This is a genomic window from Haloarcula sp. CBA1131 (assembly GCF_008728975.1).
Classification (GTDB): Archaea; Halobacteriota; Halobacteria; order Halobacteriales; family Haloarculaceae; genus Haloarcula; species Haloarcula hispanica.
The window spans coordinates 2,626,640-2,648,446 of record NZ_RPCY01000001.1 but is presented as its reverse complement, the minus strand read 5'-3'; the positions used below and the strand labels follow the sequence as shown (position 1 = coordinate 2,648,446).

Annotated in this window: 27 protein-coding genes and 2 tRNA genes; 10 read left to right on the top strand and 19 right to left on the bottom strand. The window is 64.7% G+C overall.

Features of this window, described 5'->3' with window-relative positions:
• Positions 1–24: 24 nt before the first annotated feature.
• Positions 25–756, top strand: a complete 732-nt coding sequence (locus Har1131_RS13435; RefSeq protein WP_014039779.1) for a GNAT family N-acetyltransferase — start codon at positions 25–27, stop codon at positions 754–756.
• A 4-nt stretch (positions 757–760) separates the two neighbouring features.
• Here Har1131_RS13435 and Har1131_RS13430 read toward each other — a convergent pair whose 3' ends face one another.
• From Har1131_RS13430 to tmcA, 5 genes are all read right to left on the bottom strand, one after another.
• Positions 761–1,735, bottom strand: a complete 975-nt coding sequence (locus Har1131_RS13430) for an LLM class flavin-dependent oxidoreductase (protein WP_050037689.1) — start codon at positions 1,733–1,735, stop codon at positions 761–763.
• Between the two features lie 76 nt (positions 1,736–1,811).
• Positions 1,812–3,413: a class I adenylate-forming enzyme family protein gene (locus tag Har1131_RS13425; RefSeq protein WP_151147294.1), complete on the bottom strand. Its 1,602-nt coding sequence runs from the start codon at positions 3,411–3,413 to the stop codon at positions 1,812–1,814.
• Positions 3,414–3,536: 123 nt separating this feature from the next.
• Positions 3,537–3,701 (bottom strand): hypothetical protein, encoded by a 165-nt coding sequence (locus Har1131_RS21815; protein ID WP_191907480.1) that lies wholly within the window; start codon positions 3,699–3,701, stop codon positions 3,537–3,539.
• The gene (locus Har1131_RS13420; RefSeq protein ID WP_050037691.1) at positions 3,698–4,195 is read right to left on the bottom strand and encodes a DUF456 domain-containing protein; all 498 of its coding nucleotides are present in this window, start codon (positions 4,193–4,195) and stop codon (positions 3,698–3,700) included. The genes Har1131_RS21815 and Har1131_RS13420 overlap by 4 nt, the downstream gene beginning before the upstream one ends.
• The gene (gene tmcA / locus Har1131_RS13415; protein ID WP_151146847.1) at positions 4,192–6,429 is read right to left on the bottom strand and encodes a tRNA(Met) cytidine acetyltransferase TmcA; all 2,238 of its coding nucleotides are present in this window, start codon (positions 6,427–6,429) and stop codon (positions 4,192–4,194) included. Before tmcA ends, Har1131_RS13420 begins: the two co-directional genes overlap by 4 nt.
• A gap of 87 nt (positions 6,430–6,516) precedes the next feature.
• Here tmcA and Har1131_RS13410 point away from each other — a divergent pair, with 87 nt between their 5' ends.
• The 6 genes from Har1131_RS13410 (at position 6,517) to Har1131_RS13385 (ending at position 9,504) form a co-directional block, all read left to right on the top strand.
• Positions 6,517–7,530, top strand: a complete 1,014-nt coding sequence (locus Har1131_RS13410; protein WP_151147286.1) for a nitronate monooxygenase family protein — start codon at positions 6,517–6,519, stop codon at positions 7,528–7,530.
• A 213-nt stretch (positions 7,531–7,743) separates the two neighbouring features.
• Complete coding sequence (gene rpl7ae, locus Har1131_RS13405) at positions 7,744–8,106, top strand: 50S ribosomal protein L7Ae (protein ID WP_004593501.1); 363 nt, start codon at positions 7,744–7,746, stop codon at positions 8,104–8,106.
• Between the two features lie 11 nt (positions 8,107–8,117).
• Entirely contained in the window at positions 8,118–8,345 is a 228-nt protein-coding gene (locus Har1131_RS13400; RefSeq protein WP_004516764.1) for a 30S ribosomal protein S28e, read from the top strand.
• A gap of 2 nt (positions 8,346–8,347) precedes the next feature.
• Positions 8,348–8,716 carry a 50S ribosomal protein L24e gene (locus tag Har1131_RS13395; RefSeq protein ID WP_014039785.1) on the top strand — a complete coding sequence of 123 codons (369 nt, stop codon included), beginning with the start codon at positions 8,348–8,350 and terminating at the stop codon, positions 8,714–8,716.
• On the top strand, positions 8,716–9,180 hold the full coding sequence (gene ndk, locus Har1131_RS13390) for a nucleoside-diphosphate kinase (RefSeq protein WP_008310318.1): 465 nt from the start codon (positions 8,716–8,718) through the stop codon (positions 9,178–9,180). Before Har1131_RS13395 ends, ndk begins: the two co-directional genes overlap by 1 nt.
• A gap of 66 nt (positions 9,181–9,246) precedes the next feature.
• Complete coding sequence (locus Har1131_RS13385) at positions 9,247–9,504, top strand: glutaredoxin (protein ID WP_014039786.1); 258 nt, start codon at positions 9,247–9,249, stop codon at positions 9,502–9,504.
• On the opposite strand, the gene Har1131_RS13380 is transcribed toward Har1131_RS13385, so the two are convergent.
• The 11 genes from Har1131_RS13380 to Har1131_RS13330 all read right to left on the bottom strand — a co-directional run bounded on the left by Har1131_RS13380 (position 9,477) and on the right by Har1131_RS13330 (position 16,221).
• Positions 9,477–10,190 (bottom strand): hypothetical protein, encoded by a 714-nt coding sequence (locus Har1131_RS13380; RefSeq protein ID WP_014039787.1) that lies wholly within the window; start codon positions 10,188–10,190, stop codon positions 9,477–9,479. The two genes, Har1131_RS13385 and Har1131_RS13380, sit on opposite strands and share 28 nt — an antisense overlap.
• A gap of 48 nt (positions 10,191–10,238) precedes the next feature.
• Positions 10,239–10,643, bottom strand: coding sequence for a peptide-methionine (R)-S-oxide reductase MsrB (gene msrB / locus Har1131_RS13375; protein WP_014039788.1), 405 nt, complete (start codon positions 10,641–10,643; stop codon positions 10,239–10,241).
• A 35-nt stretch (positions 10,644–10,678) separates the two neighbouring features.
• A tRNA-Thr gene (locus tag Har1131_RS13370) sits at positions 10,679–10,752 on the bottom strand.
• A gap of 32 nt (positions 10,753–10,784) precedes the next feature.
• Positions 10,785–11,252, bottom strand: a complete 468-nt coding sequence (locus Har1131_RS13365; protein WP_014039789.1) for an N-acetyltransferase — start codon at positions 11,250–11,252, stop codon at positions 10,785–10,787.
• Positions 11,253–11,338: 86 nt separating this feature from the next.
• The gene (locus Har1131_RS13360; protein ID WP_044951729.1) at positions 11,339–11,914 is read right to left on the bottom strand and encodes a CBS domain-containing protein; all 576 of its coding nucleotides are present in this window, start codon (positions 11,912–11,914) and stop codon (positions 11,339–11,341) included.
• Positions 11,915–11,981: 67 nt separating this feature from the next.
• A complete protein-coding gene (locus Har1131_RS13355; protein WP_014039791.1) occupies positions 11,982–12,755 on the bottom strand; it encodes a GTP cyclohydrolase III in 774 nt (257 codons plus the stop codon).
• Positions 12,756–12,863: 108 nt separating this feature from the next.
• Positions 12,864–13,202, bottom strand: a complete 339-nt coding sequence (locus tag Har1131_RS13350; protein WP_064288342.1) for a hypothetical protein — start codon at positions 13,200–13,202, stop codon at positions 12,864–12,866.
• Positions 13,203–13,257: 55 nt separating this feature from the next.
• A complete protein-coding gene (locus tag Har1131_RS13345; RefSeq protein WP_004593490.1) occupies positions 13,258–13,557 on the bottom strand; it encodes a DUF5785 family protein in 300 nt (99 codons plus the stop codon).
• Between the two features lie 45 nt (positions 13,558–13,602).
• The gene (locus tag Har1131_RS13340) at positions 13,603–14,865 is read right to left on the bottom strand and encodes a PGF-pre-PGF domain-containing protein (protein ID WP_014039793.1); all 1,263 of its coding nucleotides are present in this window, start codon (positions 14,863–14,865) and stop codon (positions 13,603–13,605) included.
• Positions 14,866–15,358: 493 nt separating this feature from the next.
• Positions 15,359–15,442 (bottom strand) — tRNA-Ser (locus Har1131_RS13335).
• Positions 15,443–15,468: 26 nt separating this feature from the next.
• Entirely contained in the window at positions 15,469–16,221 is a 753-nt protein-coding gene (locus Har1131_RS13330; RefSeq protein WP_151146844.1) for a hypothetical protein, read from the bottom strand.
• Positions 16,222–16,321: 100 nt separating this feature from the next.
• Here Har1131_RS13330 and Har1131_RS13325 point away from each other — a divergent pair, with 100 nt between their 5' ends.
• On the top strand, positions 16,322–16,864 hold the full coding sequence (locus Har1131_RS13325) for a hypothetical protein (protein WP_050006898.1): 543 nt from the start codon (positions 16,322–16,324) through the stop codon (positions 16,862–16,864).
• Here Har1131_RS13325 and Har1131_RS13320 read toward each other — a convergent pair whose 3' ends face one another.
• The 3 genes from Har1131_RS13320 to aroA all read right to left on the bottom strand — a co-directional run bounded on the left by Har1131_RS13320 (position 16,865) and on the right by aroA (position 20,076).
• Positions 16,865–17,491, bottom strand: coding sequence for a uracil-DNA glycosylase family protein (locus tag Har1131_RS13320; protein ID WP_151146842.1), 627 nt, complete (start codon positions 17,489–17,491; stop codon positions 16,865–16,867).
• A gap of 1 nt (position 17,492) precedes the next feature.
• Positions 17,493–18,692 (bottom strand): chorismate synthase, encoded by a 1,200-nt coding sequence (gene aroC / locus Har1131_RS13315; RefSeq protein ID WP_151146839.1) that lies wholly within the window; start codon positions 18,690–18,692, stop codon positions 17,493–17,495.
• A 94-nt stretch (positions 18,693–18,786) separates the two neighbouring features.
• Positions 18,787–20,076, bottom strand: coding sequence for a 3-phosphoshikimate 1-carboxyvinyltransferase (gene aroA, locus Har1131_RS13310; RefSeq protein ID WP_151146835.1), 1,290 nt, complete (start codon positions 20,074–20,076; stop codon positions 18,787–18,789).
• Positions 20,077–20,173: 97 nt separating this feature from the next.
• On the opposite strand from aroA, the gene Har1131_RS13305 reads away from it, so the two are divergent.
• Positions 20,174–20,881, top strand: a complete 708-nt coding sequence (locus tag Har1131_RS13305) for an SDR family NAD(P)-dependent oxidoreductase (protein WP_174878657.1) — start codon at positions 20,174–20,176, stop codon at positions 20,879–20,881.
• 45 nt (positions 20,882–20,926) lie between these two features.
• The gene (locus tag Har1131_RS13300; RefSeq protein ID WP_151146831.1) at positions 20,927–21,793 is read left to right on the top strand and encodes a ZIP family metal transporter; all 867 of its coding nucleotides are present in this window, start codon (positions 20,927–20,929) and stop codon (positions 21,791–21,793) included.
• Positions 21,794–21,807 lie beyond the last annotated feature (14 nt).

Here is a 21,807-nt window from a genome sequence, read left to right as displayed (position 1 = left end):
TACTGTCTCGTGGTAGCAGATACCATGGAGTTAACAGAGCCACTGCAGTTCGACCACGAGGACCGACGGGACATCTACGAGTACATCGAATCGCACGGGTCAGTTGAGCCACGAGCCGCACGGACGTCGCTGCAGATGGACCCGCGCCCGTTCGGCCATCACGTCGCGATACTCAAACGGGACGGCGTGCTGGCAGAAATCGACGGGGAACTCCGCATCGCGTACAACGACACCGTCGAGGAGGAGTTCGAGGCCGACGACATCGAGTTCACCATTCGGCAGGCCCGTCAGGAGGACCTGACCGGCCTTGTCGGGGCCATCCGAGCCGCTATCGGCGGCGGCGAGTACGTCGATGCGGAGACCGTCGCCGACGTGGTGGACAGCGAGGGCGTGCTGCTCCGGCACAACGAACTGGAGTCGCGCATCTTCTTCGTCGCCTGCATCGACGACGACGTTGTCGGGTGGGTCCACCTCAAACACCCTGAAGTGGAGAAACTCAGCCACACCGCAGAGCTAACGCTGGGCGTGCTTGACCGCTATCGGGGTCACGGCATCGGCTCCCAGCTGCTCGCCCGGGGCACCGAGTGGGCGGCGTCGAACGGCTACGAGAAGCTGTACAACTCTGTCCCATCGACGAACGAAGACGCGATCGAGTTCCTCGAAGGCCACGGCTGGGACACCGAAGCCGTCCGTGAAGACCACTACAAGTTCGGCGACGAGTACGCCGACGAGGTGATGATGGAGATCGACCTGTAGCGCGCTACGTCCGCCCCAGCGCCCGAATCGTCGTTCGAGCAAGCTCCCCGTCGACCTGCTGTGGCACAGTTAGCAGAAGCCGGTCGATGACAGCCCTGTCCGCAATTCTATCCCGTTTCTCCTGTGCCTGTTCCGGCGTCCCGGCGATGCCGAGGTCAGCCGTCATCTCGTCAGTGACGAGCTCCGTCGCCTCCCCGCGGTCACCCGCCTGCCAGGCGTCGGCGATGCGCTCCGCCCGGTCCGGATACGTCTCCGCGACAGCCCGGCGATACCCCTCGCCGCTGCCGACGTAGTAGGCGATGTGCTGACGGAGTTCCTCGGTCGCCCGCTCGGAATCCTCGTGGACCACCGCCGGCACGTACGGTGCGACGGTAATCTCGCTCGGGTCGCGGTCGGCATCGCGTGCCGTCTCCACGATGTAGTCGAACGCCGACTCCAGTTCGGAGAACGGGATCATGTGTGGGAGCCAGCCGTCGGCGAGTCTGGCGACGACTCGCCTGTTCGCCGGCCCGAGCGCGGCGTGGTACACCGGCACGTCGCGGTCTAGCGGCGGAACCCCCCTCACCGACGCAACCTCGCCGTCGTGGGTCACCCGCTCGTCGCTCGTCATGAGCTGTTTGACGATGTCGATGGTTTCGTGGGCGCGACGGACCGGTCGCTCGAACTCCATGCTGTGCATGTTCTCGATGGACCGGGCTGTACTCGTTCCCAGGCCCAGCACCGCTCGCCCGTCTGAGACCCTGTCGAGGGTCGTCGCTGTCATCGCCAGCACGGCCGGCGACCGCGAAAAGACGTTGAGTATCGCGCTGCCGATTTCGATGTCCTCTGTCCGTGTCGCAATGTCTGTGAGTTCGACGACGGAGCTGGCACCCCACAGTTCGTTCAGCCAGACCGAGTCGTAGCCCCAGTTTTCGGCCTCGACAGCCAGGTCGATTGTGCTGTGGTCCTCGACGCGTGGCACGACGACTCCCAGATGCATGGTGTAACCGACCGCTGGAACCCTAATAAAGAATCGTGTTGATAACTCGAAGCTGTTCTTCTCTACTCCGGCAGGCTCACTCCTGGCCGATCATGCGCTCCTGTTCCTGCCAGTACTCCTCGCGGAGTTCGTACTTCTGGATTTTCCCAGTCGCCGTTTCAGGAAGCGAGTCCCGGAAGTCGATGCCTGCGGGGACCTTGTAGCTCGCGACGCGTTCCCTGAGAAATTCGAGAATATCCTGTTCGGTCACGTCGCTGTCGGCCGTCGGAACGACAATTGCCATCGGCGTCTCGCCCCAGTCTTCGCTCGGAGCCGGAATGACTGCGGCTTTCAGGACATCGGGGTGATCGTACAGTTCGTCTTCCAGTTCGATAGAGGAGATGTTCTCGCCGCCGGAGATGATGATGTCCTTCCGGCGGTCCATGATCTGTATCATCCCGTCCTCGTCCCACGTCGCGAGGTCGCCGGTGTGGAAGTACCCCTCGACGCGGTCGTTGAACGCCTCCTCGGTAATCTCGGGCTTGTTGAGATAGCGGTCCATCACCTGGTTGCCCTGCACCACGACCTCGCCGATGGCCGTCCCATCGTGTGGCACGTCGGTGCCGTCCTCGTCGACGACCCTGATGTCGGTACACAGCGCCTCGGACCCCTGCTTGACCTTGAGTTCACGGCCCCGTTCGGCGATGCGCCGCGGGGAGTTGCTGGTCGTGATGATCGGGGCCGTCTCGGTCAGGCCGTAGATGTGGATGATGCGCCAGCCGAACTCGTCTTCGACGCGTTCGATAGTCGCCGTCGCCGGCGCGCTCCCGGCTGTCGCGATCCGCACGTCGCGGTCGCCCTGTGTCACGACGTCGCCGTCGTTAGCCCGGTAGTGCTGGATGAGTTTGTTCAGCACCGTCGGCGCGCCGCACATGAACGACACGTCGTACTCACGGACCCGGCGGAAGGTGTCCGCGGCGTCGAAGGTCCGCTGACAGACGTGGGTGCCGCCGGTCCCGGTGATGGCGTAGGTGTGGCCCCAGCCGTTGCAGTGGAACATCGGGAGCGTCCAGAGGTACGTGTCGTCGTCGCGTATCTCCATGTGCTGATTGAGCACCAGCGCGTGCCAACTCTCGGTCCGATGGGTTCTGACCACGCCCTTCGGGTCCCCCGTCGTGCCGGACGTGTAGTTGATGCTGGCGTCGTCGTCCTCGGCCATGTCCGGCCGGTCCGGTTCGGCTGTCGGCTGCCCGTCGAGGATACCGCTGTAGGCTTCCCATTCCCCGTCGATACGGTCGGGCTCGTAGCCGATGAACGTCTCCGCAGGAATGTCGTCCCGTACCGGCTGGACCTTTTCCGCGAAGTCGTAGTCGGCGATGACTGTCGCGGCTTCACAGTCGTTCAGAATATACTCGATTTTCGCGGGATCGAGCCGGTAGTTCAGCGGGACGAACACCGCGCCGAGTTTGTTCGTCGCGTACAGCGTCTCGATGAAGTAGTGTGTGTTCGGCGCGAGGACGGCCACGCGACTTCCCTTCGAGACGCCCCGGTCCGACAGCGCGTGTGCCAGTCGATTGACCCGCTCGTTTACCTCAGCGTACGTGTACTCGGTACCGTCATGGGCGACAATACCGGTTACGTCGTCGTAGATGTCCGCTGCACGGTCGATGAAGTCGGTGGTGAGCATCTCGCGTTTCATGATAACATGCCTCATCTGTCGTATTCAAACCCAATTATTATTATATTTTCTTCGTGAACGGTTGACAGCCACCCTAACTGATACCTTCGTGTGAACTAATCCGTCTGTCGGGAGAACAACAGCCTACGACCACTCGTCCTCGTGGCCGTCCATCGGCGCGGGGACGACGCCGTCCTTCTGTGCCCAGACGCGGGCGTGGTCCGGACACACTTGACGGTTCGCATCCCAGGGGATGTGGAGTTCGACCGCGGCCTCGTTCTCGCAGTCGTCCTCGGCACACCGAGTCATAGGAGCGCGACGGCGACCATGGTGACCAGTATCGACGCGGTTAGCAGGGCCTGGACGACGCCGGAGGCCAGCATTCCGGCGGTCGTCACGAGCGCGGCCTTCGCGCTCCCGCGAGCGTCCTCCTGCCGGTAGAACTCGACGACGAACACCGTGCCGGCGACCCCCAGCAGGATGCCGAGCGGGCCGGTGACGAAAAAGAGGACGAGCGCCACGAGGCCGGCCAGCACCGCCGTCCAGTTCGACGCCCCGCCGACGCGTGCGGCGACGGCACCGCCCGCTATGTCGACGGCCCACGTCAGCAGGCCGACCAGCGTCAACAGGACGAGCAGGACCGTCCCGGGTTCGGTCATCCCGCTTGCGACCCAGTAGAGATAGACGCCGGCGAGCGAGACGAGCGCGCCGGGGACCTGGGGCGTAAGGCTACCGATGACGCCGCCGACCAGGAGCACAAACGCGAGTACAAACAGCAGCGTTTCGAGGCCGAGCAGGCTCATTGGTGTCTATCGAGTTCCTCCTGTACCCAACCGTCGCCGTACAGACGCGTCAACCTTTCGACTATTCCGCCCAGCGTTCGCATACACTCCCGCTCAGAGACGAACGCCAGTTCCTCGGTAACGGCCGGCCACGGCTGCGCTTGCAAGACCTTTCGGACAAGCAGGCGCTCCTCCCGTGGCGAAAGCGCGGCTGGGTCGGCCGGGTCTGAGAGGTGTCGCCGGCTGAGTTCACGGAACGGCTTCGGGTTCGTGTCGAGAACCGACGCACCGCCGGGGACGCCGGCAACTAGCCGCCATTCCCACTCAGAGAGGGAGAGGGACGGTTCGCTGTCAGTCGCTCGTAGCACTGCCCGAACCACGTCGGGGTCGCAGTCGTCGAGCGAGTCTGACAGCACCGCCGCGATGCGGTCCTGAAACCATCCACCGTGTCGGGTCGAGAGCGCCGCCCCGTCGTCGGAACAGGGGTCCAGCATCACGACGGAGTACTCGCCACTGGTCGCGTTCCGCGAGGTGGCGAGGTGCACGGTACTGTAACCGTTGTCCGCCCAGAAGCGGACGAGTTCCGGCGTCGCACCGTAGCTGACCCCAAGCCAGTCCACTTGGTCGGCGAACTCCGTCTTGATTTCCGAGAGGAGTTCGGAGCCGAGCCCGCGGGACCGGACCGCGGCGTGGGTCGCGATGCGGAGGACCCGCTGGCCGACCGGAATCCCGGCGGCCTCGTCCCGGAGCTGCGTCGACAGCACGTCCGGGAGCATGTTCCCACGGACCCGCCCGCCCTCGTACATCGTGGCTCGCGTGTCTGCCGAGAGCCCGCCCTCCTGTGCCAGCAACGCCACCGCGACGACGTGGCCCCCGTGGGTCAGCGCCCGAACGGTGAGATTGGGCGCGTCGAGCAGCCGGGCCAGGTCCGAGGGTTCCGTCCGGTAATGTGCCAGCACGAGCAGGCCGAAGACCTCCCGGAGCAGGTGTTCGTCGGCGAGCAGGTCAGCCGTCGAGAGCCGGCGATACTGTACGCTCTCCGGCGTCGCATCCGCGATGAGTTGGTCGGCTGGCGGGCGGGCGTCCAGCAACAGCGCCCGGAACGCCCACACCTCCACGGGGTCGGCGTCGCTGTACCTGATCGGTGTCGTCATCGACACGTCGGTAACCGTGTGGTCGCTCTCCGCGAGTCGATCCCGGAACCGCACGGAGAAGCCCCGGCCCGCCCCCTCGTAGCCGTGGACGGTCGTGGTAAAAGCGACCGCCGGAGCATCGAGGTACTGTTCGAGTCGCCGGACCGGCAGGGCCGCGGCCTCGTCGACGATGACCACGTCGGGGTCGTCCGGAAGTGCCGCGGCTTCGTCCGGCGGTGCGTACCGCACACAGCCCGCCCCCGCAATGCCGAGCCGCTGTGGTCCGGATGCCTGGTCGCGCGTGAAATCAACGCCAAGCGTCTCCAGTAGATGTGCCGCCCGCGCGAACACCTCGGCGGCGCTCCGGTACTGCGGCCCGGTCACCAGTACGTCCCTGTCCGCCGCGGCGAGGTTTCCGGCTGCCAGCCCGGCGGCGCTGGATTTCCCTCGCCCCCGGTCGGCCTCGACCACGACTGCCTCGCCGGCGGTCTGCAGGGATTCGAATGCCTGGACCGCGTCCCGCTGGTCGTCGGTGAGACACTGAGCGTAGGTCTCGGCGCGGAACCACGCGTCGGTTGGCGGGGTCGGGCTCGGAACCGGGCGGCTCGGTGGCGGGTCCGTCAGGCCGTCCTGCTCGACAGTGCCCCTGTCGACGTCGACGATAGCGATACCTCGGTGTGCTCGCAGCGTTTCGACGAACCGACGGCGGAAGTGGCCGCTCACGTCTTCGACGCTGAACGGCGGGACTGCGAGTGAGGCGTCGAACCCGTCGCGCTCCTCGGGCCATCGGTCCAGCGGCGGCGCGAGAATAACGTAGAGGCCGCCGCCGTCGACTGCACCGACGGTCCGCCCGACCGCGTCCGGCCGCAGTTCCTCGTGCACATCGACGACGACGGCCGTCCGGGTCCGCCCGAGGAGTTCCTCGGCGCGGGACTGCTCGTGGTGTTCACAGTCGAGGAACGGCTCCGGGCCGACGACGGTCGTCTCAGCGCTGGGGATATCCGCAGCGTCGAGGGCTGCCCTCGCTCGCTCCCGCGTCCGGTCGGGGTCGCCCGCCAGCACGAGCAGTCGCCGCTCGTTTGCGCGGCGGGCCTCGGCTCGGAGCGAGCGCGCGATGTCCATACCGGTGGTGGCGGACGCGCCAGTATGGACCTGACGGTCACGGCGCTATCGAGGTACGCTTTTACCGGATCGGACACAGTCGCCGGCATGGCACCCCTCCAGACCCCGCTCTGCTCTGCGATAGGTATCGACCACCCAGTCGTACAGGCACCGGTCGGGAGCGTCTCCACACCGGCACTGGCTGCGGCAGTCGCGGACGCGGGCGGCCTCGGGATGCTGGCGATGTCGTGGCGCGACGCCGACGCGATCCGTGATGCGTACACGGCGGCCGCGAGCGCGACCGACGGCGTGGTCGGCGTCAACGTCGTCCTCGACGAGTCGACGGGCGTGCTCTCGCCGTCGGCATGTCTCGATGCGTGTCTGGACGCGGGCGCGTCGGTCGTCTCCTTCTCCTTTGGCGATGCCAGGCCGTACATCGACCGGGTGCACGAGGCTGGCGGAACAGCACTGGTAACGGTCGCCAGCGCCGCCGAGGCCAGGGCTGCCGTCGATGCCGGTGCCGATATCGTGGTCGCGCAGGGCCGGGAAGCCGGCGGCCACGTCCAGAGCGACGTGACGACTTTCGCCCTGCTCCCGCGAGTGGCCGACGCCGTCGACGTACCCGTCGTCGCGGCCGGCGGTCTCGGCGACGGTCGCGGCCTCGCGGCGGCGCTGACACTTGGGGCTGACGGCGGCTGGTTCGGCACTCGGTTCGTGGCGACCACAGAATCGGGGGCACACGAGACCTACCGGGAACGCATCGTCGACGCGCCCGAGACGGCGACGCGGTTCACCGAACTGTTCGACCGGGGCTGGCCGGACCAGCCACACCGGGTACTCGAAACTGATGAGGTCAGGCAGCAGGCCGGTGCCGATTCAGGTGGGGAAAGCGACGGTAGCGATTCCGAACAGATCGCACAGATGCCAGACGGCGAGCCGATCAGTCGGCTTGCTGATATGCCCCCGCTTGCGGGCATGACCGGCGACGTCGAAGCCCTGCCCCACTACGCCGGTCAGAGCGCCGGCCTCGCACAGAACGTTCGGCCCGCCGGTGAGGTGGTTGCCCGTCTTGTCTCCGACGCGAGGGCTGCGCTGGCCGATGCGTCGGCGGCCGTAAAGTAGGCAGACCCACCGACAGCACCCGTGTGCCGGCCTGGCACGCGATTTCGGCTTCGAAAGCGCTTTTAGGGCCGGTGGCACAGAATGGGGTACAGCCTGCGCCGAGTTGATGATGCTCCCAGCCTTTTCAGGATACACACCATCACGGTGTGACGGGCCCCGCGGCCCGGACACGGCGGGGGAGCCTGAGCTCGCGCGCAGGAGGTGAACATACAAATGCCAGTATACGTAGATTTCGACGTTCCCGCGGACCTCGAAGACGACGCCCTCGAGGCGCTCGAGGTCGCCCGGGACACAGGCGCTGTAAAGAAGGGTACAAACGAAACGACCAAGTCCATCGAGCGCGGCTCCGCCGAGCTCGTCTTCGTCGCCGAAGACGTCCAGCCCGAGGAGATCGTCATGCACATTCCGGAACTCGCCGACGAGAAGGGTGTCCCCTTCATCTTCGTCGAGCAGCAGGACGACCTCGGACACGCCGCCGGGCTCGAAGTCGGCTCGGCCGCCGCAGCCGTCACCGACGCCGGTGAGGCTGACGCCGATGTCGAGGACATCGCCGACAAGGTCGAGGAGCTTCGGTGAGGTGACCTCGGATGAGCGCTGAGGAATCCGAAAGCAGCGGTTCCACGCCCGCCGAGGTTATCGAAGTCGTGGGCCGGACGGGGATGCACGGCGAGGCCATGCAGGTCAAGTGCCGCATCCGCGAAGGCGAGAACCAGGGGCGCATCATCACGCGCAACGTTCTCGGTCCGGTCCGCGAAGGTGACGTGCTCCAGCTCCGCGAGACGGCTCGCGAGGCCGACACCATCGGAGGGCAGTAACCATGCCCCGGACACGCGAATGTGACTACTGCGGCACAGACATCGAACCCGGCACGGGCACGATGTTCGTCCACAAGGACGGCGCGACCACGCACTTCTGTTCCTCGAAGTGCGAGAACAACGCCGATCTGGGCCGCGAGGCCCGCAACCTCGAATGGACCGACACTGCCCGCGGCGAAGCCGGTGCGGTCGAGACAGAGGTTGAAGACGAAGCTGAAGAGGCGGAAGCAGAGCCGGCAGCTGATGCCGAGGAAGCTGACGCAGACACCGACGAGGAAGCGGCTGCGGACGAAGCTGACGCCGACGACGCTGACGAGACCGACGCGGACGAAGACGTCGAGGACGAAGAAGCCGAGGAGGCTGAAGCGTAATGTCCGAGCACGAGCGCACGTTCGTGATGGTCAAGCCCGACGGCGTCCAGCGCGGCCTCATCGGGGACATCGTCTCCCGTTTCGAGGACCGCGGCCTGAAGATGGTCGGCGGCAAGTTCATGCAGATCGACCAGGAGCTCGCTGAGGAGCACTACGGCGAGCACGAGGACAAGCCGTTCTTCGACGGGCTCGTCGACTTCATCACCTCCGGTCCCGTGTTCGCGATGGTCTGGGAAGGTCAGGACGCGACCCGGCAGGTCCGCACCATGATGGGCGAGACTGACCCGGCCGAGTCGGCTCCCGGCACCATCCGCGGCGACTACGGCCTCGACCTCGGTCGGAACGTCATCCACGGCTCCGACCACGAGGACGAGGGCGCAAACGAGCGCGAAATCGAGCTGTTCTTCGACGAGGACGAACTCGTCGACTGGGACCAGATCGACGCGCCCTGGCTGTACGAGTAACGACAGATCGGCTGTCGCGTTTTTTCGAGCACAACCACCTTGAGGGCGGCGTCCGTACCGCTCAGTATGAGCCTGACGCTCTACCAGCTCGACGGCTGTCCGTACTGCGAGAAGGTCGCCGACCGACTGGACGAACTCGACATCGACTACGACAGCGTCTGGGTCGAGGCGCTGCACTCAGAACGTGACGAAGTGAAGCGGGTCTCCGGCCAGCGGGGCGTCCCGGTGCTGGTCGACGACGACCGCGGGGTCACGATGGCCGAGTCCGAGCGCATCCTCGAATTTATCGAGACGACCTACGCGCCCGAAGCCCAGTCGGTGTAGAGGTAGCGGGCGGCCGCGCCGAGGCTCGCAAATATCAGTGGGAGGAAGAACATCAGAATCAGGAGCCACAGCACCGCTGGCGCGGCCTGTCCCTCGCCCCCGCCGTCGAACATAACTGTCCGGACGAATACGAAGCTCCCGATAAACCCAGTGACGACGTAGCCAAAGCCGATGCCGGTCCCGACGAGCGCCGCCTCTTCGAGCAGGCTGTCCGACCGGGAATCGCCGCGGTAGCGTTCGAACAGTGCGCCGACGGTGAGCAGCGAGACGATTGGTATCAGGAAATAGACGATAGGGGGGATGCTCGCGTTCTCAACACCGTACAGGACGTTCCGCGCGGCCGAGCCGTACACCTCGGCACCTGTCGCAGTCACCAGTGTCGGCACATGATGGGCGTTGTACAGCACGAACCCGTACTGGATCAGCCGGTCCGACAGCTCCTGCAGGCCGACCTCCGGCGGGCCGACGAGAAACAGCAGCGTGACGAGCAGATACTCGACAGCCAGCGTCCCGGCGGCGACGCCGGCAGCCCGGAGCCACGGAAACGTTCGGAGGCTCTCAGCTAGCAGGTGACTCTCCGGCTGTGGCTGCTCGGCAGCGGCGGTCGGTGGCTCGTCCACCAGCGACTCGTCGACCGGCGCCCCGGCCCCCTCGTTGTCCGCCTCGTCGGTCCCGTGTTCAGTCACGTCTAGCCGTATCAACTTCAATGACGGAAAAAAGGGTTCCGGTGGTCGCTACTCCGACTCGAAGTCGAGCGCCGCGCCGTTGATGCAGTATCGCTTCCCGCTCGGCTCCGGTCCGTCGTCGAATACGTGGCCTAGATGACCGCCACACTCGGCACAGACGACTTCCGTTCGCTCCATCCCGTGGCTGTTGTCCGCCTGTGTCTCGACGTTGCCTTCCTGATACACGTCCCAGAAGCTCGGCCAGCCAGTCTCCGATTCGAACTTCCTGTCGCTATCGAACAGTTCTGTCCCACAGCCGGCACAGGTGAACACGCCCTCGTCTTCTACGTCGATGAGGTCGCTGCTGAACCGCGGCTCTGTTCCGGACTCGCGGAGGATTCGGTACTCCTCGTCGGAGAGAATTTCGCGCCACTCTTCGTCGTTGTCCGGGAGTTCTCCTTCGGATTCACTCATGCGCCACCGTATGCGCCCCAGCGGTAAAAACGTGAAGCCAGGGGTGGGATTTGAACCCACGAACTCTCGATTACAAGTCGAGTGCTTGGACCACCCAAGCTCCCCTGGCGCGGTTGCATACCTGCGTTGTGTGGGGACCGTTTAGAGAGTATCGTTTTCGGTCGGCTTTTCGAGCTCGATCCGGTGTGGTGCGTAGCCGTGCGCTCGGTAGAACTGTCGGGCGGATTCGTTGTCCGCCATCGCCTCCAGCGCGAGGATATCCGCACCGGCTTCGCGAAGTAGTTCCTCCGCCGTATCGAGCAGTTCGCTACCGACTCCCTGACTCCTGTGGACCGGTTCCACGAAGATGTTCTCGATGATGCCCCGCGTTTCGTCTTGTTCGTACCGGCCGCTGTCGATGGTCACCATGACGAACCCGACGATCTGCCGGTCTATCCGGGCGATACGGACGTTCTCGGCGACAACGCGCTGTACGACAGTCTCCCGGACCGCGGTCCGGTTCCGGTCCCCGAACAGATGTGACCCGTGGGTACGTTGGCTCTCCGCCAGTCGGACCCACAGGTCGACGATGGTGTCCACGTCGTCCATCGAGGCGGTGGCGATTTCCACGGTGGTACTCCGTGTCGTACGGTCAAAACAGTTCGGCTACGCCGCCGTATCCGTCCGCTGTGAGAGGCGGGGCCGGCTGGCGTGGGTCAGACGTCACGACAGTCCGCACAGAGGAGTTGCCCGTTGAACGACGCCAGGTCCCGTGTAAACGTGCTACAGGCGGAACAGATGCCCTGATTATCGAACGAATCCTCGACGGCGGACTGCATCCCGTCGGTGGTGGCTTCCTGCCCGGTCGTCGCAACCGTCGAGGGTTGCTCGGCGACCTCCGTCGACTCGCTCTCTAACCTCGCAGTCGAGAGGATGTCGTGCTCGGTCAGCGTTCCGAGGGGTTCTCCGTCAGCCGTTACCAGGAGAAACTCCGCGGACCGTGTCGCCATTCGGTCCCGGGCCGCCGGGAGTCCAGCATCGGGTCCGATTGTCGGAATGGATTCACGCATCACGTCGCCGACGGTGGCAGTCTCCGGGTCACCGCCGTCGACGATGTATGCCAGTACGTCTCTGTCCGTCGCGACACCGACCGGTTCGTTCCCCCGTAACACGAGAATCGGATGCTGGTCCTCTCGGATCAGCAACTCCGTCGTTTCGAGGAGGTCGTCGGACTCGCTTGCGCCGACGTACTCTCTGTTCATAACCTCCCGCACAGTGACCTCACCGTTCATGTGTCTAAGTACCACACGACCGGTCTAAAAGATACCTCCACTACGTTTATATCGCGTGGTTCACAACTTACTCGGTTGTCTCGGTTTCGATGGTAACGGCCTCGCCAGTCGCCCGACAGGTCTCTAACGCGTGCTTGGCGTCCATCCCGGCCGTAGCTGCCGTCCGCCCGCGTCCGACACCGACTTTCAACTCTACGTCGACCGCGTCACGGACGTGGTTGATTGCGTCGTGGTAGTCCGCCTCGTCCAGGTCCGGACAGACCGCGATGACGTTGTCGCCGCCGACGAAAAACGACAACGAGTCGTGGGCTTCGCGCATATACTTCATGAGCGCCGCGTACCCCTGCTCGATCTGGATGAACGTGTCGAACTCGTTGAGCTGGTCGGTGTACTTCTCGGTGGCGTCGTCGACATCGAAATGCGCGAGTTGCACGTCTGTGGGCTTCCGGAACTCCTCGTCGATCGTCTGACCGCGTAGCACTTCTCGCCGGCCCTTGTCCTGTGCGCTACCGGCCTCCTGTAGCTGCTCTGTTGCCGTTCCCAGCGCCGAGACGGGTGTCGTTCCCGTCGCGACCGAGAGGCTCATCGTCACCGGGTAGCGATTGCCGACGGACTCCTGAATGAGTGCGTGTGCCGCCTCGTCCAGTCCGTTCGTCACGGCGATCATGTTGTCGAACCGCGAGAAGAAGATGTAGCCGTCGCGGTTCCCGAACAACTGTGCGAGGTCAGCGTACAACCGGGACTGGAGCGTCTGCAGGTCGACTTCACGGCGGGGCTCAGGCGTCACAGTCCACGGCCCGTAGTTATCAATCTGTATATGGGTGATCTGGGTGTTGGTCACTGTCCATCGTTCGTTTAGAAGCAACGGGTATTGCTCTGTCGAAATTAACCGGCAGAGTGGACTGAAGGCCGGTCCGGCCGGTGTCGGACTCCGGACATGCGAGCCGATTCAACGGGGGTCAGTCGGCACCGCGTCGGGGCGCTGTATCTCGACGGTCCCGACCATCGAATCGTATGTTACGATATCTGTTGCCGTCAGTTTCGGGAGGTGTTCGGTGAACAGTTCCTCGGTGAGTTCGTCCCTGTCAGTGTCAGGGACTGCCGCTGGCTCGATGTCACGCTGGGCCGCCAGAACCGCCGCCGCGAGGTCTGCTACGACAACCGGTTCACCGCGGTCTGCCAGTATCGAGAGCGCACGACGGCGAGTGTCGTCCGACAACAGATCGGCAACAACCTCCTCGGGGAGTCCCTGCTCGGTGCGGTCGCCGCTTGAAGATGTCGTCGCCATACGCGACGCTACATCGGCCTCCCACAAGTATGTGTCGTGCCCACACACTTCGCAGTCAGGCCTGTTCGAGTCTGTACGGCCACCAGTCCGCTTCGCGCAGCGCGCGCCCGAGAGATTTGTGGAAGTCCGGGAAGTCTTCGAACTCCTCCTGATCGACGTATTCGAAGATGTCCGCCACGCTGACGACCGTCTCGTAGTCGATCCGAACCGGGTGGTCCCCGTACTGTTCGACGTATTCCTCGGCAGTCAGTGGGAAGTCCTCGTCCTCGTCGACTTTCTTCGCCAGCACAGCGTGGCCGTACTTGCGCCGGCCCTCGCTTCCTTCCTCACCGTCCGGATCGTGTGGCCAATCCATACGCGATTCTCTGGACACTGGCACAAAAAGGGTTTCTCTCCCCGCCTACAGTTCGAAGCCGCTGTCGTTCCGGCTGCCACCCCGTCGGAGGAGCACGATGACGACGCCGAACAGGAGCAACGCACCGAGAAGTCCGCCGATGACCAGCACTGTACTGAGGCCCATGACCGTCGCCGGGAGCGGCCCGAGTCCGCCGTCACCGTCACCCGCGGGTTCGGTCTGGACTGCTGGCTCCGTTCCCGTCGGCTCTGTCTTCGGCTCGGCACCGCCGTTCTCGTCGGTCTGGAGCTGGCTCTCGGTTACTTTGATTTCACCGGCGTTGGCGTCGTTGAAGCTGATCTGGAACGTCCCCGGCGTCGTCACGACCGTCGACAGCGTCACGGTCTGTTCGGTGTCTGCCGGCACAGTCACTGAGGTCTGGTTGACGACCTCGTCGTCTACCCGCATCTGCGCGTCGTACGTGCCTGGGGCACTGCCGGCGTTTTCGACAGTCCCTCTGACGCTGACCCGATATCCGTCTGTCGCCTGTTCGCTGACGACTGACGTTCGTGTGACGGAGAACGACGGCTCAATTTTCCCGATGGCGTAGGCCGTCGTCCCTGCGGTATCCGCCTCGTAAACGATACGGTCGGGCTGCTCCGTGGCGACGGTCGTTTCGGCGGCTTTCCAGGATCCGTTGATGCGATGATACACGCGGACATCCTGTGGTGCTATTCCGGCTGACTGGAGTGTTGAGCGGTCCAGCGCGAACTGCATCGACGACGGCTCGACGCCGTCCGACGACCCGACAGTCACCACACCGAACACCGATGCGTCGTCACCGGACGGTACCGCAAGGTCTGCCGCGCTGGGATCAGTGTACTCGGTCACGTCCTGCGTGAATGCCTGCCGTGATGCGTTGACCGTCCAGGACTGGACGGCAAAGGATCGGTTCGTTTGTTCCGATACGTTCAGTTCGTAGGGTTCGTTCGTCGGGACTGTCCCACCGCGTATCTTGAGCTGCCGCGTAGTCGAGTCCGTACGCGTTGTCTCGACTAGTGCCGGCTTGACCTTGACTCGCCCAGCTGATTTCCCTGGGCTCTGGACCTTAATCCTGTACGTTCCGGGGGCATCGAACTCCAGTGCCCGCGTCCGCTCGACCGACGAGTCGGCGTCGACGACCACCCGTTCGGTCGCTCTAGTCGTGCCGTTTACTACGTACTCGATACCCATCGCACCGCCCGAACTGCCGGTGTTATGGACCGTTGCGGTAACGTTTACTGATTCACCGGCCAGTATCGTGTTCGCGTCTTTCGACGCGCCGGACACGAACAGACTCGGTTCAGCAACAGCGGGGCCCGCTACCGTGGCTGCGAGGAGGAGAGAGACGACACAGACGATTGGGAGGCCCGGAAGATGCTGTCTTGGGGACCTATCTTCACGTACCATTACACGGATATAATCCGGACCATCGACATAAAACCGCCCGATTGCTTCGGTTCGGTAAACTGTGCCTACACATCGGAAGGCAGCGAATTCTGTCCACCTCTTCTGTAGGCTCTTGGACTGGACCGAACGTTGCTGTAGTTGCATTCGAACCAGAGCAAGACGGTCGCACTCACTGTGTGCGCTGCGACTTGCAGGGTTCAAACCGCCAGTACATACCGATGGCTCCTCGCGTATTTGCTCGGAGCAATACGGTGGGACTGGAATTTGAACCGAGCCGAGACGGTCCTGCTCACGCCGTTGCGAGGGCTGCGACTCGTCGGCTTCAAATCTCAGCTGGTGTACTTGCCACTCACGGTTTGTTCGTGGCAAAATACGGTGGGACTGGGATTTGAACCCAGGAATCCGTGAGGATACCTGCTTTCAAGGCAGGCGCAATAGGCCGCTCTGCCATCCCACCGCAGTCGGGCATACTGCGTGGGCCTTCTAAGACCTGTCGGTCTCTCGGACCACGGTCGGCTCGCCGTCGTTGTCGACAACACGGATTCCGAGGTCATCGAAGAACGTCATCGTCCGTTCCGGTACGACCCGACCAGCTCGGTTCCGGGCGCGTAGCAGCGGAACCATCGTTTTGAGATCCGATTGCGTTTCGAGGACCGGCGTTGACGGGAGAAAGTCCACGTCGAGGCCGGCATCCGCGGCGCGCTCGCCGATGGTTTCGACCGCCGGGGTGGCGTAGCTGTCCTCGAAATCTATCGGCTCACCGAAACCCGCGTAGTAGACACGGCCGCCCTCAGCAGGGCCGAGTACCACGCCGCTGGATCGGAGTTTCATCGCCGCGCTGTCGATGAGTTGGCGGTTCAACAGTGCCGCTGTCGGTTCGACGGCGGCGACGGTTGCGACGTCTTCCCGGTTGAGGAGGTGTGTGACAGTGTTCCCGACCCGACCGGCGAACGTCGAGCCGACCTGTACCTCGAACCGGGCGTTGCCCGGTGATTCGAGGGCCTCTGTCACTGGCTCTCGCACCGCGGTCTCGGGGTCTACGCCGTCCGGGACCTGCTCCGAGGCACGGTAGTTCACCAACAGCTCGGCCCCGCTGATCTCCACCGCACGACAGACGTCGAGCAGCATGGCTTCGTACAGCTTGGCCGCCTCGGCGTCGTCCAAGAGGTCGCCCGCCAGGTCCTGTAACACGACCCCTTCGACTGGCGGATCAGCCAGTACAGTTACCGTAGTCATACTGTCTTCTCGGCCCGACTGTGATTAGTCGCTTGTGTTCCGACGCAGCTACAGAACAATTATAAGATGTGAGCAGTATTTGATAACTAAGAGAAACTATATGGAGCAATCCCAGACCTACAGATGTGACGGATGTGGGTCGGAGTACCGGGTTCTCGGGGAGCCACGACCCAAGATCGTATGCCGCGACTGCGAACGCGAGGCCACGTTGTCCGGGACTGCGGCGGCACAACGGGCGTACCATATCGGCTACACGCGGTATCGCGAAGCGCGCCGGCAGCTATCCGACGCGCTAGCGACCGTCGAAGACGGGGAGATGGCGCTCGCTCGCGGTGGGTTCGACAGTGCCGCGTCGGACTTCGAGGAAAGCGTCGAGGAGTTCACGACGACTGTTCGCGAAGCGGACGACGACTCGCTGACCGAGTTAGCGGAACGGGCGCGCAAGAAAGCGACCTGTCTCTGGCAGGCCGCCGAGTGGCTCAGCGGCATGACTTACGCCAGCGAACAGGGCGAATCGACACAGGCGAGCCAGTACCGCCACGACGCCGAAAACCGGCTACAGGCGGCAACTGAGTACGGGACAGTGTCGAGCCCGGAAGAGTTGCTCCAGACCGCTGAGACCGAAGTCCAGTCCGATACCTGACTACCGCCCGCGTCGGCCCTTCGTCTGCCGGTAGTCCTGTCCAAGCGTCTCGCTGAGGTGCTCCAGAAACGCTGTCCGTTCCGCATCGGTCTGTTCACTCGGCGGAATCATCGGGAGGATCTCGAATCCCCGACCGCGGATCGTCGTCGCGTGGCGGTCCTCGACGTCGAGTTCGTCCTCGCTCATCGTCGTGTACTCGAAGGCTAACTCTTCGAGGGGGCGCTGGCCGACCGGTAGCAATATCTCGGGATTTATCATCCGTATCTCGCTGTTGAGATACGGTTCGCAGTTGACGACCTCCTCGTCGGTCGCCGCCCTGCCGGGATGGCGACAGCGGGTCACGTACGTCAGGAAGGTGTTCTGTAGCTGCGGCCTGTCGGCGTTCGGGTCCGAGCACATGTCGACCGCGGCGAGGATGTCGAGCAGTTCGCGCTCTTGCTCGCCGGTAAAGGGGATACCGGACTCGTCAGCGCCGACTGCGGGCGAGTCGCCGAGGACGATGAACTCAGCGCCCACGTCGCCGTAGCCGTGGACGACGTTCTCGCGCGTCTCACACAGTGCGGGGCAGTTCTGGCACTCCTCGTCCATCCCGAACGGGTTCGACTTTGACTCCTGATGTGCGTCCATCTTACTCGTCGTCGATGGTTTTCGCGTGGGTGTCCGCGTCCTCGGGGTCGTTCTGTGGGCTGGACGGGTGGTAGTCGGTGTCGTACTCGCCCGGTCGGTCGTCGAGCCGGTCGGGGTTGATGCGGCCGCCGAGCAGCATGAAGTCGAGGACCGTACAGGCCAGCATGGCCTCGACGACCGGGACCGCCCGCGGCGGCAGGACCGGGTCGTGGCGGCCGGTGACGGTAATTTCCTTGCCTTCGCCCGTCTCCCAGTCGACCGTCTTCTGGGTCTTGGGAATCGACACCGGCGCGTGCCACGACACCTCGCCGTAGATTGGCTGGCCGGTCGTGATGCCCCCCTGGATGCCGCCGTGGTCGTTGCCGACAGGCGTGGGGTGGCCGTCCTCACTAAACTCCCAGTTCTCGGTGTACTCGCTGCCCTTCGTCGTCCGGGCCTCGCGGCCGATGCCGTACTCGAAGTCGTTGACCGCCGGAATCGAGTACATCGCCTGGCCGAGCCGGGACGGGAAGCTATCGAACCGTGGCGCGCCGAGGCCGGACGGGACGCCGCGACATTCGAAGTAAATCGCGCCGCCGATGGAGTCGCCCTCCTTCTGGTGCTTGTCGGCCAGGTCGCGCATCTCCTTGGCCGCGTCGGGGTCGGCACAGCGGACCTCGTTTTCCTCGCTGTGTTCGAGCATGTCCTCGAAGGTCACCGGGCCGGCCTCGACGTCGCCGATCTGGCAGACGTGGGCCTTGATCTGGACGTCGTAGTCGGACTGTTCGAGGATCTGCTTGGCGACGCCGCCGGCGGCGACCCAGTTGACTGTCTCGCGGGCCGAGGACCGGCCGCCGCCGCCCCAGTTTCGGGTCCCGAACTTCGCGGAGTAGGTGTAGTCGCCGTGGGACGGTCGCGGAGCCGTAATGAATGGCTCGTACTTGCCCGAGCGGGCGTCCTTGTTCTCGATAACCATTCCGATGGGCGTGCCCGTCGTGTACCCGTCCTGAATCCCGGAGTTAATCGTCACCTTATCCGGTTCGCCCCGGGAGGTGGTAATCATCGACTGGCCGGGCTTGCGCCGGTCGAGGTCTTTCTGTATCTCTTCCGCTGAGAGTTCGACGCCCGCCGGGACGCCGGAGACGGTACAGCCCATCGCCTCCCCGTGGGACTCGCCGTAGGTCGTCATGCGGAACAGACGACCGAACTCGTTGCCGTTCATTACAGTGGTGTCGGGGTTGGGGGCATTTGAACCTTGTAGATGTGGCCGGTGCTTGTCCCGCTATAGGCGACGATAGCGTCGGTATCCCCGCTATCTACCGCTCGACGGCCGCGCCGAGCGAATCGAGCACGTCGAAGAAGTCCGGGAAGGACACGTCGACGTGTTCCGCGCCGGTCACAGTTGTCTCGCCGTCGGCGACGAGGCCGGCGACGGCCAGCGACATGATGATGCGGTGGTCCGCGCGGCCTTCGACGGTCGTGCCGATGAGGTCACTGTCCGCGCCGTAGACGAACAGTTCGTCCTGGTGTTCCTCCACCTCAGCGCCCATCTTCGTCAGTTCTTCAGCCATCGCGCTCACGCGGTCAGTCTCCTTGTACCGGACGTGCTCGGCGTCGGTAATTCGGGTGACGCCGTCGGCGGCGGCCCCAAGCGTCGCGATGGTCGGCAGGAGGTCCGGCGTGTCTTCGACGCCGACCTCGATACCGGTTAGCTCGGACTGCGTGACGGTGATTTCGCCGGTTTCCTCGTCCCAGTCGAGGTCGGCCCCCATCCGGTCGAGGATGTCGACGATGGCGGCGTCGCCCTGAGCGCTGGGGAACGCCGACGTGACGCGCAGGCCGTCCTCGGCGGCGAGCGCACCGGCCGCGAGCAGGTAGCTCATCGACGAGAAGTCCCCGGGGACGTTGTAGTCGCCGCCCGCTGGCGTGTAGGACTGACCGCCCTCGACGGTGAACCCGGTATCGGTCTTCTGGGCGTTGATGTCGAACGCGTCCAGCACCTCCAGCGTGATATCGACGTACGGCGACGATTTCAGCTCGGTCGTCAGGTCGATATCGATGCCGTCCGGCGAGACGGCCCCCGCCATCAGCAAGGCGGTGATGTACTGCGAGGACACGTCGCCGGGAATTTCGACCCCGCCGCCGTCGATGCCGCCGCCGACCACGAGCGGGGCCTGCCCGTTCCGGCGAGTCGATTCGGCGTTGCCATCAAGTTGTTCGATGGCGTCGAGCAGTGGCCCCTGGGGACGCGACCGGAGGGACTCGTCGCCAGTCAGTACCGCGAGGCCGTCCTGCAGTGCGGCTGTCGCGGTGACCAGCCGCATCGTCGTCCCGCTGTTGGCACAGTCGATCACGTCGTCCGGCGTCTCCGGCCGGCCGTCGAAGCCCGTCACTTCGACCGTCGACTCGTCTTCAGCCAGTGAGACGCTCCCGCCGTAGGCCTCGACCGCTCGCATTGTGGCCTTCGTATCCGCACTCACGAGCGGGTCGTGGACGACCGCGCCGTCGGCGTAGCCCGCAGCCAGCACCGCCCGGTGCGTGTAGCTCTTCGACGGCGGTGCTTGCGCCGTCCCCTCGACCGTCGATTCGGTAATCGTGATGTCCATGCCCGGTCGGTAGCGGGCGTTCGACAAGAGGCTACCGCTCTCTCACCCCACCGACGGTGGGAGCAACGACCTTGTGGCTGGCAGCGGTACCACCGCTATGGTCCCAGCGATGGACGGCGCGACCGTTGTCGTCACGGGTGCGAGTAAAGGTATCGGCGAGCAGATAGCCCACGCGGTAGCGGGAGCGGGCGCACATACGGTCATCTGTGCCCGCGACGCGGAGGCGCTCGAGCGTGTCGAAGCCGATATACGGGATGCAGGCGGCTCCGTGACCGCGATTCGGACGGACGTGCGCGACGAGTACGACGTGGAACGACTGGTCGAAACTGCCACACGAGACGGTGACGGCGCAATACAGTACGTTGTCGCTAACGCCGGCGTCTACCACGGAACCGCCGGCGAGACACCGCTTACCGAGGAATCCTACGCTGCCTTCGACGACCACCTCCGGACGAACGCTCGGGGCGTGTTCTCGACGATCCGCGAAGCCGTCCCACACCTCGGTCCGGACGCCCGCATCGTCGTCCCGACGGGCGTCGTCGCCCGCGAAGGGATGCCCGGATACGGTTCCTACGCAGTCTCGAAGGCCGCCGCGGAGGCCGTTGCCCGCGGGTTCGCCGCCGACCTCGACATCCCGGTCGGTGCAGTCGACCCCGGACAGGTCGCGACGGACCTCTCCGGCGACGGCGGACGCGACCCGGAATCCGTCGCCGAAATGGTCCTCTGGGCGCTCCGGGACGCTGACCCGTCAGCACTGGACGGCGGCGTCATCGACTGGGGCGACTATCGGTCGGCGACCCGGTGACCGCCACCGATGGGTTTATTAGCAACAGGCCGGTGATTGTAGATAATGTCTATTAACTCAACCTCAGTTTTTAATAACGCTGGCCGAATCTCCACCGCCGGCCTCGCGAGTGTTGTCGGCCTGGTGATCCTGTCCGGCGTCGCAGTCACCGGCGGGGCGAGTAAGGTTCTGGTCATCTCCTGGGTCGCGTTCGTGGCAATGGCACTGGGCGCGTGGCTTGGGGCGCGGGCCGATGAAACGAACCCCTACCGACTGGTCTGGGGCTACGGGCTCGCGAGCGGGGCGATGGTCACCTCAGCGGCCATGTTCCTCGTCCCGCAGGCGATGGGACTGGGCGGCCAGGCCGGCGCAGCGCGTATCGGCGGCGTCGGCATCGCCGCCGGACTGGTCACCGGCTACGGCACCCACACTATCGGCCACCGGCTGACCCACGTCGAGACTGCCTTCGACATGACGACGCTTGCCATCGCCGCCCACGCCCTCTCGGCCGGCCTGGTCATCGGGCTGGTCTACGCCTCGATGCCGGAACTAGGTATCCTGCTCGGCCTCGCTATCGTCTCACACAAAGGGCCGGCCGGCTACGCCGCAGCCCGGCGGCTCGGACGCAGCGGCAAGTCCGCCACCGCGCTGTTGCTCCCCGCGGCCGGCGTCGGCCTGACGGCGATCCCGTCCGCGCTCCTCCCAATTCCGGAGTCCGCTCTTCTCAACGCAGTTATCTTCGGATTCGCCGCCGGCATCTTCCTCCACGTCGCGATGGACTTCCTGCCGAACTGCGAGGCCGGCAGCGAGATCGACGAGGTCTGTGAACTCCACGACCACTCCCACGACCTGCTCGACGAACTCCGAACGCACGCCGTCGCGTCGACGCTGGTCGGCGCTGCTGTCATCGTGCTGGCCTGGGTCGCTATCTGAACGCGCGTCCGTCG